This is a genomic window from Acinetobacter sp. FY683, from assembly GCF_059515885.1.
Map to the genome: position 1 here is coordinate 1 of NZ_JCAKNA010000027.1, position 13,607 is coordinate 13,607.

General features: G+C 38.5%; 13 protein-coding genes. 8 read left to right on the forward strand and 5 right to left on the reverse strand.

Going from position 1 to position 13,607, the window contains the following annotated elements:
* The 3 genes from tnpA to tnpC all read left to right on the forward strand — a co-directional run.
* On the forward strand, positions 1-389 hold a 389-nt coding region (gene tnpA / locus AC5YDH_RS12190; protein ID WP_496119876.1), incomplete at its 5' end, for an IS66-like element accessory protein TnpA.
* Positions 386-721 carry an IS66 family insertion sequence element accessory protein TnpB gene (tnpB, locus tag AC5YDH_RS12195; RefSeq protein WP_496118774.1) on the forward strand — a complete coding sequence of 112 codons (336 nt, stop codon included), beginning with the start codon at positions 386-388 and terminating at the stop codon, positions 719-721. The genes tnpA and tnpB, both read left to right, overlap by 4 nt.
* A 74-nt stretch (positions 722-795) precedes the next feature.
* Positions 796-2,400 (forward strand): IS66 family transposase, encoded by a 1,605-nt coding sequence (tnpC, locus tag AC5YDH_RS12200; protein ID WP_496118776.1) that lies wholly within the window; start codon positions 796-798, stop codon positions 2,398-2,400.
* A 177-nt stretch (positions 2,401-2,577) separates the two neighbouring features.
* Here the strand turns inward: tnpC and AC5YDH_RS12205 are convergent, their stop codons facing one another.
* Positions 2,578-3,936 carry an amino acid permease gene (locus tag AC5YDH_RS12205; protein ID WP_496119878.1) on the reverse strand — a complete coding sequence of 453 codons (1,359 nt, stop codon included), beginning with the start codon at positions 3,934-3,936 and terminating at the stop codon, positions 2,578-2,580.
* A gap of 333 nt (positions 3,937-4,269) precedes the next feature.
* On the opposite strand from AC5YDH_RS12205, the gene AC5YDH_RS12210 reads away from it, so the two are divergent.
* Complete coding sequence (locus AC5YDH_RS12210; protein ID WP_496119880.1) at positions 4,270-4,941, forward strand: ion channel; 672 nt, start codon at positions 4,270-4,272, stop codon at positions 4,939-4,941.
* A 51-nt stretch (positions 4,942-4,992) separates the two neighbouring features.
* Here the strand turns inward: AC5YDH_RS12210 and AC5YDH_RS12215 are convergent, their stop codons facing one another.
* Both AC5YDH_RS12215 and baeS read right to left on the reverse strand, forming a co-directional pair.
* A complete protein-coding gene (locus AC5YDH_RS12215; protein WP_496119882.1) occupies positions 4,993-5,679 on the reverse strand; it encodes a response regulator in 687 nt (228 codons plus the stop codon).
* A 13-nt stretch (positions 5,680-5,692) separates the two neighbouring features.
* A complete protein-coding gene (gene baeS / locus AC5YDH_RS12220; protein ID WP_496119884.1) occupies positions 5,693-7,354 on the reverse strand; it encodes a sensor histidine kinase efflux regulator BaeS in 1,662 nt (553 codons plus the stop codon).
* Between the two features lie 135 nt (positions 7,355-7,489).
* On the opposite strand from baeS, the gene AC5YDH_RS12225 reads away from it, so the two are divergent.
* From AC5YDH_RS12225 to AC5YDH_RS12235, 3 genes are all read left to right on the forward strand, one after another.
* Positions 7,490-8,104 carry a hypothetical protein gene (locus AC5YDH_RS12225; protein WP_496119886.1) on the forward strand — a complete coding sequence of 205 codons (615 nt, stop codon included), beginning with the start codon at positions 7,490-7,492 and terminating at the stop codon, positions 8,102-8,104.
* A gap of 298 nt (positions 8,105-8,402) precedes the next feature.
* On the forward strand, positions 8,403-10,205 hold the full coding sequence (locus tag AC5YDH_RS12230; RefSeq protein ID WP_496119888.1) for an acyl-CoA dehydrogenase C-terminal domain-containing protein: 1,803 nt from the start codon (positions 8,403-8,405) through the stop codon (positions 10,203-10,205).
* Positions 10,206-10,373: 168 nt separating this feature from the next.
* A complete protein-coding gene (locus tag AC5YDH_RS12235) occupies positions 10,374-12,155 on the forward strand; it encodes an acyl-CoA dehydrogenase C-terminal domain-containing protein (RefSeq protein ID WP_496119890.1) in 1,782 nt (593 codons plus the stop codon).
* Positions 12,156-12,209: 54 nt separating this feature from the next.
* Here the strand turns inward: AC5YDH_RS12235 and AC5YDH_RS12240 are convergent, their stop codons facing one another.
* Positions 12,210-12,392 (reverse strand): hypothetical protein, encoded by a 183-nt coding sequence (locus tag AC5YDH_RS12240; RefSeq protein ID WP_496119892.1) that lies wholly within the window; start codon positions 12,390-12,392, stop codon positions 12,210-12,212.
* A gap of 161 nt (positions 12,393-12,553) precedes the next feature.
* Between AC5YDH_RS12240 and AC5YDH_RS12245 the strand changes: the two genes are divergently transcribed.
* Entirely contained in the window at positions 12,554-13,051 is a 498-nt protein-coding gene (locus AC5YDH_RS12245; protein WP_496119894.1) for a phosphate-starvation-inducible protein PsiE, read from the forward strand.
* Positions 13,052-13,089: 38 nt separating this feature from the next.
* Here the strand turns inward: AC5YDH_RS12245 and AC5YDH_RS12250 are convergent, their stop codons facing one another.
* Positions 13,090-13,524, reverse strand: a complete 435-nt coding sequence (locus AC5YDH_RS12250) for an RcnB family protein (RefSeq protein WP_496119896.1) — start codon at positions 13,522-13,524, stop codon at positions 13,090-13,092.
* Positions 13,525-13,607 lie beyond the last annotated feature (83 nt).

Consider the following 13,607-nt stretch of genomic DNA (forward strand, 5'->3'; position numbering starts at 1 on the left):
AAAAGCCTCGTCGAACCTTCACGGCTGAATTTAAACATCAACTTATTCAGCAATGCCAGCAGCCAGATACATCAGTGGCCAAGGTCGCAATGCAACATCAGATCAATGCCAATCTGTTGCATAAATGGATTCGTCAATCCAGATCAATACCCCCTGCATTAACAACCCCATCTAGTCCACAGACTGACTTTCTTCCGGTCATGCTTCACCCGACTCCAGCCAAACAAGACGCACCTCCGCTATCTGTTCCGGAGAAGAATACTGTCGCTCATATCAGAATTCCACTGCATCAGAAACAATGTTCTGCAAGAGATCAGGTGATCGAAATCGAATGGCCAGTGGAATCGGCCAAGGAGTTGCTGCTTTTACTTCAGGGCTTGATCAAATGATCCGTATCGATGAAATCTGGCTCTCTACCCAGCCGATGGACATGCGTGCGGGTATGGATACGGCTATGGCGCAGATCATGAAAGCCTTTGGCTACATTAAACCGCATTGTGCTTACCTGTTCTGTAATAAACGTGGCCATCGCATGAAAGTGCTGGTACATGATGGACTGGGCATCTGGCTGTGTGCCCGGCGGCTGGAACAGGGAAAATTCCACTGGGCGCAGGTTCACCAGGGTGAAAGCATGGCGATCAGTCCGGAACAGTTACAAGCACTGATCCAGGGTTTGCCCTGGCAGCGCATTGGACGACAGCAGGTGGTGACGATGCTTTAAACCAGGCTGGTCCATTCTGCTATTCTCCAAACGTTCTATTTCCTCTGCGTCATGACCTCAGGCATACTGCGGTCATGAATACGCTGCCAGACTTAAGCCAACTGACCCATGAACAACTGCTGGAATTTACCAGACAGTTGGCAATGCAGCATCAGTCTCTGGCACAATCAAATCAAGAATTAGAAAAATCAAACCAGCAATTGGATGCCAAAGTTCAACATCTTTCTATTCTCAATCAAAAATACGAGCATGAACTGGCGCTGTTTAAACAGCACAAATTCGGTAGTAAAAACGAACATCTCACCGCAAAACAAATCCATCTGTGGGATGAGGCGGTCGAAGAAGATATCACAGCAGTCGATCTGGAACTGGAGCGGCTGAATGCAGATAAAACCGATGCAGCGACACACAAAGCCAAAGCAAATAAACCTAAACGTCGACTGCTGCCCGATCATCTACACACCATTCGTATTGAGCATGAACCAACATCAACCCAATGTGCTTGTGGCTGCCAACTCCGTCGTATCGGCGAAGATATCAGTGAAAAACTGCATTTCAGACCGGCACAGTTCTATAAGGAACAGCATGTGCGTGGCAAATGGGTCTGTGATCAGTGTGACACCCTGACTCAGCAAGCGATGCCCGCCTATGTGATTGATAAAGGCATTGCTTCACCTGAACTGCTCAGCCATGTGCTGGTCTCGAAATACGCTGATCATTTGCCGCTGTACCGTCAGCGCCTGATCTATCAGCGGGCGGGCATTGATCTGTCCAGATCTACTTTATCTGACTGGATTGGTCGCTGCGGTGTGGAACTGGAACCTCTGGCCAATGCCTTAAAACAGGTGGTGCTGCAACAGCGGGTGCTGCATGCAGATGAAACACCAGTCACCATCATGCGGATGGGTGAGAATGATAAAAAACCGAAGAAAGGTTATGTCTGGGCCTATGCCACTACACAGTACAATCCAGTTCAAGCCGTGATCTATGACTTTCAGGATAGTCGTTCAGGTCAGCATGCAGAAGAGTTCCTGAATGGCTGGCAGGGCCATCTGGTCTGTGATGATTACAGCGGTTATAAAGCACGCTTTAAATCAGGCGATGTCATTGAGGTGGGCTGCATGGCACATGCACGTCGTAAATTTCATGAACTGCATGTGACCGGGAAAAGTCAGATCGCTGAACAGGCATTAGTGCTGATTCAGAAACTGTATGCGATAGAAGCAGAACTCAGGAAAAAGACCGATGGTACAGCAGAACAGCGCCGCGAATACCGACAACAGCATAGTCAACCGGTGATGCAACAACTGTATGAATGGCTCAACCAACATCAACTGACTGTGCCATCGAGTTCTCCAACCGCCAAGGCGATCAATTACACTCTGAAGCGTTGGCCAGCTTTAAGCCGCTATCTGGATGATGGCAATCTACCGATTTGCAATAACTGGGTGGAAAACCAGATGCGCCCCTGGGCGTTGGGACGTAAGAACTGGTTATTTGCAGGTTCGCTGCGCAGCGGTCAGCGAGCAGCCAATATTATGACATTAATCCAGTCAGCAAAGCTGAATGGGCTGGATCCGTATGCCTATTTAAGTGATGTGCTGAAAAGATTGCCGACACATAAAGTGACTCAGATTGAAGAATTGCTACCACACCGCTGGAAACCTGAACCGAATTAAAAAATAGGCATGGGGTTCAGCGGACGCTTACCTTATTTCAAACATGCGATTTTATGCAAATAACGACTATCAGATTTTTAGAATTCAATGACCATACTAGATAAACTACACTCTCAATTATTCTCATTAAGTTTTGAGTTAGACCATATAAAAAAAGGACTCTTATGAGTCCTCTTTTTATTCTACTGAATCAGGTTTTAAAAACTTAAATACCCCAAACAATACTAATATCCATACAGGCAACATCAGAACAGACAACATAAACCCTTGTGTCCACATAATGTATAAAATCATTAGCATAAAAGCTAAAACAATATAGTTAGTGAATGGTGCAAATAAAGCAGGAAATTTAGTTTGAATGCCTTCTTTTTTCATAACTTGTCTGAATTTTAAATGAATCAAACTAATCATCATCCAATTCAACACAGCTGCAGCAACCACAATATAAATAAGGTAGCTTAATGCTTTTTCAGGCACAAAATAGTTCAGTAAAACACAGCCAAAAATTAAGAATGCTGAGAATAAAACAGCAGGTACTGGAACACCTTGTTTGTTCACTTTGTTAAATAATTTTGGAGCATTACCCTGTTCTGCTAAGCCTAATAACATACGACTATTGGCATACATACCACTATTACATACTGAAAGTGATGCCGTTAAAATAATAAAATTCAGTAAATGGGCTGCCCAATGAATACCCATTTGATTAAAAATAATGACAAAGGGACTTTTATCTAAACCGCCTAATTCAAGCTGATTCCATGGCACTAATGACAGCAAAATAGCCAATGAACAAATATAGAATAGAAAAACTCGAATCACCGTTTGATTAATCGCTTTTGGAATATTTTTATCAGGGTTTTCTGTTTCTGCTGCTGCCATACTAATGAGCTCAACACCACCAAAAGCAAACATCATGAATGCAAGCATATAAAATAAGCCATCAAAACCATGTGGGAAAAATCCCCCATGAATCCATAGGTTTTGAATAGATGCTGTAGAAGATCCATCTGCGCTAAATAGTAAATACACACCAAATAAAATCATCGCGACAATAGCGAAAACTTTAATAATCGCAAGCCAAAATTCAGATTCCCCATAAATCTTCACATTGGCTAAATTCATGATGGTTACAAGCGAAAAGAAAAATAATACTGTGAGCCATGTTGGAATTTCAGGCCACCAATAATTTACATATTTACCTATAGCGGTTAACTCTGTCATTGCGACCAGAATATATAAAACCCAATAGTTCCAACCAGTTAAGAAACCTGAAAAGCGTCCCCAATATTTAAATGCAAAATAACTAAATGAACCTGTTACCGGCTCATGTACAATCATTTCGCCCAATTGGCGCATAATTAAAAATGCAATTAAACCACCAATCAAATAACCCAAAATAATAGATGGACCTGCGGATTCAATAATATGTGCAGAACCTAAAAATAAGCCTGTACCAATTGCACCGCCCATGGCGATAAGTTGAATATGACGATTCTTTAGACGTCGCTGAAGTGTTGGCGTGTTGCTCTTCAAAACACACTCTCATTGTGAATAGAAGCTTAATTATAATCTTTTAAGCTTTCAGAAAATCACTCTATAATCAAAATAGCCCATTTAAAATAAGATAACCTAAATAAAATATTTAAAAAAAATAAAAAGAATAATGACTTAGAGTGCAAGAAAGAATAAAGAAAAAAATAAATCTTATAAATTTATAGAATGGTGTTTCATTAGAGCTATGAAGGCGTATATTTATTCTGCATAATTATCTTACTAACTTTTATACATTAACCAATTACTGAAAGAATATCGAACTTGAAAGACTTCAATAAAATATTGCTATCTAATCAAAATAGCATCCTAAAAATGCTGAATGTACTTATTATTATGGCTTCTGTCATTTTAATTTTAAGTACTTCACTCGAAATATTTAAGCCTTTTTCATTTTTAGAGAATTCTTTTTATTTTGAACTCCAATTTTGGATCTGTATTTTTTTTAGCTTTAGTTTTTTTATCTTTCTATTTTTTGCAGAAAATAAATTAAGTTTTTTAGTCAAATATTCATTTCTTCTTTTACTCTCTATTCCTTATTTGAGTATTTTAGATTACACCTCTATTCAACTCACAACAAAACAAAGCTATCTGATTAGTTTCATTCCTATTATTAGAGGAAGTGTTGCTTTAGTAATTCTATTATTCCTTCTTGTTCAAAGACATACAACAGCTCTTTTGATTTCTTATTTGGTTTTATTGGCTGCAATTATCTATTTCTTGAGCTTAATTTTCTTTATTTTTGAACGTAATGTTAATGTTCTCGTCAGCACCTATCCTGATGCCCTATGGTGGGCAGGAATGACTGTAACAACCGTAGGTTCTAACATTACGCCAGTCACGTCCGTTGGTAAAATTTCGACCATAATATTAGCAGCAACAGGTATGACAAGCTTTCCTATTTTCACAGTCTATTTCACAGCAGTCATGAACCGTGTTATTCATGCGGAAAAAGACTTCGTCAATCATGCACATAAGAAAAAATAATATTCTATCTAGAGCATAAAAAAGCGAGCAATAAATGCTCGCTTTTTTTGTTTAATCTTCTGGATATTCGAAACGATAACCTACGCCATATACGGCTTGAATCCACTCATGTCGATTTCCAGTTTCGGCAGCTTCTGAAATTTTACGGCGTAAATTCTTAATATGACTATCAATCACGCGGTCAGCTACATCAAAACTGTCTGGATTAATGTGGTCTAGTAATTGTGCGCGTGAATATACATGTCCAACATGTTCTAAAAACAATTCAAGCAAACGAAATTCTGTAGGTGTTAAGCTTAAAGACTTCTGTTGGTACCAAATACGTTGCTGTGCTTTATCCATACGGAACAAATCATTACTTTCAGGTTCTGCTTTACGCTCTAAACGGCGTAAAACAGCTTGAACACGTGCAACCAATTCTTTAGGACTAAATGGCTTACATACGTAATCATCTGCTCCCATATTCAAACCAAGTACACGGTCAATTTCTTCAGTACGAGCTGTAACCATAATAATTGGAATATCGGATTGTTCACGTACTTTACGGCAAATGGTTAAACCATCCATACGAGGTACCATTAAATCCAAAATCATTAAGCTTGGCTTACGCTGTTTAAAGCTATCATACGCTTCCTGACCATCGTGAAACATGCTGACTTCAAAGCCTGCTGCTTCTAAATAATCACGTACCAACTGTGCAAGCTCAATTTCATCTTCCACTAACATGATATGTTTCATGCATGCTTTCCTTTTATTGTTTCATTTGTTTCGGGAAGGTTAATTTGCAACGCAAACCACCTAATGGCGAATGATCAAAACTTAACTCACCGCCCAATGCTTGTGCAATTTTAGCGGATAAAGCTAAGCCTAAACCTGTCCCACCCGTTGAACGAGTGCGTGAATCATCTACACGGTAAAACCGTTGACCTAAATTAGACAATTGCTCATCACTTAAACCTAATGGGCTATCATCTACATATACTGTCCATTGAGTTGCAGATTGTTCTGTATGTATATGAACGCTGCCGCCCTCTTCTGTATAGCGAATACTATTACCTAACAAGTTGACCATAATTTGCTTAAAGCGATCTACATCTAATTGTAAATCTGCACCTTCACCCGTGGCAGTAATGGTTAAATTAGCTTGTTCAAACTTAGGTTTAAAGTTCTCGACTTCTTGTTCAATAACACCCCATGGATTTACTGTAGCCAAATAACATTTAAGCTGCATAGCTTCTGCTTGAGCTAAATCTGCCAAATCTTGAGTCAGTTTCTTCAAACTACTCACTTGATTCAACATAGACTGAAAATGCTCAGGCGTTGGCTTACGAATTCCATCTTGCATTGCCTCAATTTGCGCTTGAAGCACAGCTAAAGGTGTTTTCAACTCATGAGATGTATCTGCAACCCATTGACGTCTTGATGTTTCATGATGATCAAGAATAGTTGCCAAATGATTTAACTTAGTAGATAAATCTCCTAATTCATCATTACGGTTTACTTTAACTTGATACTGATAATTACCTTTCGTTAGCTCTCTTGTACCATTCAATAAGCGTTGAATTGGCTTTTTAAAGTATGTTGCAAGCAGTAATGATGCAATTAAACTTAAAAAAATAGTGAATCCATAAACCAATAATAAATAACGCTTTTGGTTACTAAAAAAATTGATACTTGAAGCATCATCTTGATCTAAAACAGGTTTCAAACCTAAGTAACCAACAACTTTTGAATTAACAATAATTGGACGAAAAGACACTTGGTCATCAGATTGTTCACCAACAATAAACTGTTGCTGTGCATCGTATAAAGACAACCGTGAACTTAACCCTAAACGATCTGGCATTGAAATAAATTGCTTTTTACTGGTTGTATTTTCTAGTGCTTGGCTTTCTTTACCATCTTTATTATTTTGTGCAATTCTAGCCAAATTTTGGTTTGAACTTAATGGGAACCTTAACCCTTCAAAAGGTTGAAATTCTGAAGGTAAATTTAATTTAAGAATATTAAGCTCTTCTTGGCTTAAAGCAGGCTTATTTTGAACAATTTTTGCGATATTTGAAGAATTAATCATTTCATGTTCTTCAAAATAGCGCTGTTGCAAAGCAATATCGTATTGACGTCTGAGCCACCAATGCGACAACTTATCGTAATCATCAGGTGCTGCATCGCCTTCAATTTGCAACATTTGTGCCTGAATCGCATTACCCCAGTCATGATATTCACCATATACATCGGCTAAGTTATGAATCAAATGATCTAACTTTTGCATTTCAACATCTGCTACATATTTAGCAAAGTTTTTCTGCATGGTCCAATGTAAAACTCCCAAACTTACAGTCGTAATCACTACTGTGGTTAAAAGCACAGTTAAGAACAAACGTAAGGCGATGGGAAATCGGCGAATTTTCAAGAGTCTATCTCTATTATTTCTTCTATATTCGACATTGTAACTAACACTGACTAAAAAAACTCTCCATTGTTTCTTCATCATTATTATTTAATCTTTAACCATTGAATTTACATCTTCTTTTTAGAGAGAATAACTATGAATAACATGACAAAAATTGCTTTAGTTGGTGCAAGTGTTCTAAGTATTGGAGCATTAACTGCATGCCAATCTACAACAAATACACAAGATAAAGACCATCCTCGTATGATGAAAGAGCACCAAGGCAAATCTGATCGTAAAATGTCACCGGAACAACGTGAAGCATTTGCCAAATCACGTGCAGAACACCGTGAAGTTATGCAAAAAATTCACAAAGCTTGTGATAGTAAAGCAGTAGGCAGTACTGTCCAAATTACAGCTGGTGATAAAACAATTGATGGTACATGTGTAACTCACTTCAAACCTGAAATTAAGAAAGCTGATAAACAACAACGTCAAGACCACCGTCCAATGCGTGGTGATGTACGTCAAGGCGAACTTAAACGTGGCGAGCCATTAACTGATGCACAACGTGCAGAAATGGTAAAAGCCTTTGATCAACGCTTAGCTGAAAAACAAGCACGCCAACAAGCCGTTGCAAAAGCATGCCAAGGTCAAAAAGATGGTCAAGCAGTACAAATTAAAGTAGGAACACAAACTTTAGATGGTAAATGTGAAGTTCGCTTTCAACCATCAACACCATTAAAAGCAGAAACTCCAAAAAAATCATAATGTTAACATTGTGATATTCGAGGCGCATTATTGCGCCTTTTTTGCGCGACATAAGTTCTTACGTTTATTGACTTTTTATGTCACACAAAATTCAACAAAAATGTATAGACTCTAGATACTTACGAAAATTCATAATTTTTTTTTTGACTTAACAGTCACTATGATTCTTCAAAGAAATACTTGTACCTTAATCTAAGATGTTGCAGGATTAAGCTATTCAAACACGTGTCACTGAAGACTCGTTTAAAATGTTATCTGGATTATAACGCTGGTTTAAACCAGTATTGAGGAAACCGATATGCCACAATACAAAGCGCCCCTACGTGATATGCAATTTGTTTTGCATGAGTTATTAAACGCTGAACAACACTATGCAACTCTTCCTGCATTCCAAGAAAGCGTTAGCCGCGAATTGGTTGATCAATACTTAGAAGCCGCTGCAGATTTCTGTGAAAATGAACTTTCCCCTTTAAACCAAGTAGGTGACCGTGAAGGTTGTACGTGGAATGACGGTGTTGTAACAACACCAACAGGCTTTAAAGAAGCGTACCAAAAATATGTAGAACTTGGCTTCCCTTCTCTTGCAGCTGAAGAACAATACGGCGGTCAAGCATTACCAAACTCTTTAGGTATCATCATTTCTGAAATGGTGGGTACATCTAACTGGGCTTGGGGTATGTACCCGGGTCTATCTCATGGTGCTGTTCGTACTTTAGAACATCATGGTTCTACAGAACAAAAAGATACCTACCTTCCTAAACTTGTTTCAGGTGAATGGACTGGCACAATGTGCTTAACAGAATCTCAAGCAGGTTCTGACTTAGGTATTATCCGCACAAAAGCTGAACCACAAGCTGACGGTAGTTATGCAATTTCTGGCGAGAAAATCTTTATCTCTGCTGGTGAACATGACATGGCCGATAATATTGTTCATATCGTTCTTGCTCGCTTACCTGGTGCACCGAAAGGTACAAAAGGTATTTCATTATTCATCGTACCTAAATTCCATGTAAATGCAGATGGTTCTGTGGGCGAGCGTAATGCTGTACGTTGTGGTTCAATTGAACACAAAATGGGTATTCACGGTAATGCAACGTGCGTAATCAACTTTGATAATGCAAAAGGTTTCCTCATTGGACCTGAAAACCGTGGCTTAAACTGCATGTTCACATTTATGAACACAGCACGTATTGGTACAGCTGTACAAGGCTTATCTGCATCTGAATCTGCATTCCAAGGTGCTTTAACTTATGCAAAAGACCGCTTAGCAATGCGCTCACTTTCTGGTCCTAAAGCACCAGAAAAAGAAGCAGACCCAATTATTGTTCATCCTGCTGTTCGTAATATGCTTTTAACACAAAAAGCATTTGCTGAAGGCTCTCGCGCATTAGTTTATAACTTAGCGTTATATGCTGATGTTGCTGAAAAAGGTGCAACTGAAGAAGAACGTAAAGCTGCAGATAACCTATTATCTTTACTCACTCCAATTGCAAAAGCATTCCTAACTGAAATTGGTTCAGAGTCTGCTAAACATGGCGTTCAAGTATTTGGTGGTCATGGCTTTATTTCTGAACACGGCATGGAACAAATTGTACGTGATACACGTATTGCTTGTTTATATGAAGGTACAACAGAAATCCAAGCACTCGATTTGTTAGGTCGTAAAGTATTGGGTACTCAAGGTGCTATGTTGAAAGACTTCACCAAGATTATTCATAAATTTGCTGAAGCAAACAAAGACAATGCTGCAATGAAAGAATTTGTTGAACCACTTGCTGCTCTTAATAAAGAGTGGGGTGAATTAACAATGCAAATTGGCGCTAAAGCAATGCAAAACCCTGAAGAAGTTGGTGCTGCTGCAGTAGATTACTTATACTTCTCTGGTTATGTAACACTTGCATACTTATGGGCACGTATGGCACTTGTTGCTCAAGAGCAACTTGCAGCAGGTACAACAGAAGTAGATTTCTACAATGCAAAAGTAACGACTGCTCGCTTCTACTTCAAAAAAGTACTTCCACGTGTACGTTCACATGTAGAAGTCATTGCTGGTGGCTTGGAACCTTTAATGTCTTTAGATGCTGAACATTTTGCATTCTAAAATAATGACATTTTAAAGCAACTTAAGAGAAAGGACAGTCATTGTATTGGCAGTCCTTTTTCTTTATAAAAGATATGAAGAATTAATCCTTTAGTCGTCTAACAATATATAAACTCATGGATTAGACTGATTAAAATACTGAAAAACAGACAAAAATGGGTGACCTCAATGCCAATTTATAATGCACCTCTTACAGACATGAAATTCATCTTAAATGATGTATTTAAAGCAGAAGAATTCTGGCAAGCCAATGAAAATCTTGCACATGTAGATGCTGCAACAGCTGAAGCTATTCTTGAAGAAATGGCAAAGTTTGCACAAAATGTAACTTTACCGCTGAACCGTACTGGCGATGAAGAAGGTGCAACTTATAGCAATGGCAATGTAACAACTCCTGCTGGCTTTAAAGAAGCGTTCAAACAATATGCAGATGGTGGTTGGATCGGTTTAGCTGCTGACGCTGAATGGGGCGGTCAGGAAATGCCTAAAATGCTGACTGTACTTGCAGATGAAATGCTTTTCGCAACAAATCCATCTTTCATGCTCTACCCGCTTCTTTCAGTGGGTGCTGGTATGGCGTTAAACAGCTATGCATCTCAAGAGCAAAAAGAGACCTATTTACCCAAAATTTATTCTGGTGAATGGTCAGGCACAATGTGCTTAACAGAACCTCATTCAGGTACAGATTTAGGTATTATTAAAACCAAAGCTGAACGCAATGAAGATGGCACCTACAACATCACAGGTACAAAAATCTTTATTACTGGTGGTGATCATGACCTTGCCGAAAATATCATTCACTTAGTTCTTGCGAAAACTCCAGATGCACCTGCAGGTTCACGTGGTATTTCATTATTCATTGTTCCTAAATTCCTAGTGAATGCGGATGGTTCACTCGGTGAGCGCAATGCCGCAGGTCCAGGTTCAATTGAACATAAAATGGGAATTAAAGCATCTGCAACATGTGTAATGAACTTTGACGGTGCAAAAGGTTATCTTGTAGGTAAAGAAAACGAAGGCTTAGCAGCAATGTTCGTGATGATGAACTACGAACGCTTATCTATGGGTATTCAAGGTTTAGGTGCTTCTGAGTTTGCTTACCAAAATGCTGCTCAATATGCGACTGACCGCTTACAAGGTCGTAGCGCTTCAGGAGTTCAATCTCCAAACAAACCTGCCGATAGCATTTTAGTTCATGGAGATGTACGTCGTATGTTACTCAATGCACGTGCAAATAATGAGGCTTCTCGTGCATTTGCAGTATATGTAGGTCAGCAACTCGACATTACAAAATTCTCAACAGATCCTGAAGCTGTTAAAGCAGCAAACGAACGTGTTGCCTTACTTACACCAATTGCCAAAGCATATTTAACAGACACAGCATTTAATGCAACTTTAGATGCTCAAATGTGCTTTGGTGGTCATGGCTATATCCGTGAATGGGGTATGGAGCAGTGTATTCGCGACTTACGTATTGCACAAATTTATGAAGGTACAAATGGCGTTCAATCACAAGATTTAATTGGTCGTAAAACCATTAAATGTAATGGTGAATTCATTTCTACATATATTCAAGAAATTCGTGACTTTACGAACAATCTAGATGCAGATCTTAACTTTATTAAAGATGCTACTTTAGATGCAGCAGCAGAATTAGAAGCCGTAACACAATACATTATTGAAGCAACACGTGAAAATATTGAGTTCCCTAACTCAGCAGCCGTAGATTACCTACATGCTGTCGGCTTACTCAGCTTCTCATATATGTTTGCACGTATTGCCAATACAGCAAAAGACAAAGATGGCGAGTTCTATCAGAACAAACTTTCGCTTGCACTTTATTTCGTACAACGTGTTTTACCAGAACTTTCGGTTCGTATTGCTAAAATCAAAGCAGGTTCAGATGTCATTATGAACTTCAGCGAAGACTACTTTACAAATCAATCTTAATTTTAATTCAAATAAAAAAACGCCTGCATAAAGCAGGCGTTTTTTTTAAACAAATTAAATTTTTTCAATAATAATTGCTGATGGCTGAGCATTCACAATCTTAATAATGCCTGCTGATTGCAAGCTTTCACACAAACTTAATATATTAGGGAGTTCTTCTGCTCGAATCCCCGCCCCTAAAATTAATTTCTTACCTGTACCTAAGCTGTCAATTTTTGTTTGAATCTTATCTAACATTTCTTTCTCCTTATCAATATTTTAGTCATACCATACATTACAGTAAAATAGATTAAAAAAAATACATTTTTATTATTTTAAAGTCAGAAGATTTCACATTATTTGCATGAAACTTGCTTATCTTTTTATAGCAAGCACATTAACCAATATCAGGAGGCCTTATGACTCATCACGACCCCAAAATTGAAAAAATTGAAACCCTCCTCGATCGCTTTGGCAACCTTGCTGTAGAAGGCTTTCACTATCTTGCTCTATTTGTCATTGGCTGTATGGTGATTTGGTCTGCAGGAAATACCGTTTATGAAATTTTAGCCATTAAACAATTTGCAACGATTGACGACATACTTTTACTTTTTATCTATTTAGAACTCGGTGCAATGGTCGGAATTTATTTTAAAACCAACCACATGCCCGTACGGTTTTTAATTTACATTGCAATTACTGCTTTAACACGCTTACTCATTGCTGATATTCAGCACGACCATAAAGCAGATATGGGACTAGTCATTACAACAGGCTCTATTCTTATTCTCTCATTTGCTATTTTAATTGTACGTTATGCTTCTTGGACATACCCATCTGTAATGCGTGAGAAGCATCCTAAAAAAACATCAAATGTAGAAACACCACCACGCCCACAAGATGATGAACTTTCATAAACAAGAATCCCGCCTAATGTGCGGGATTTTTATATATTTTAGTTCGATTCTAAAACATAGCGACCATCTTCATAAATCCAATGCATACCATTTGGTGGTGCTGGTAAACCTAATTCACGCCAATTTGCGATAACAATTTGGTTCGAACTTTTAATTTGTGCGACATTCGGATCTCCATTGACCCATGTATATGTCTGATGATTTACCGTTGTATAACTAGGTGCTTGATAGGTCAGACTAACACCACCATTAGGATAAACATTGTGAGGCGGTGGTAATGGACGATTTGGTGGGTAATGAGGGTATCCATTTTGAGGTGGATAACCCTGATTAGGATAATTTGGAGGTCTTTGTGGATAATTCGAACTATTTGATGACCCAACATTAACACCAATAGAGGCATTCCACTTTGTACTATTTGCTTGTGCTAAAGAAGGCATCCATAAAAGTAAAACCGTGCTAAATGTAGCCATGACTATGCTTTTCATCTCAGCCTCCTGTTATAAATAGTTATTTCATTATAAATATTAGTTTAATTTAAAAAATGAAGAAAAAA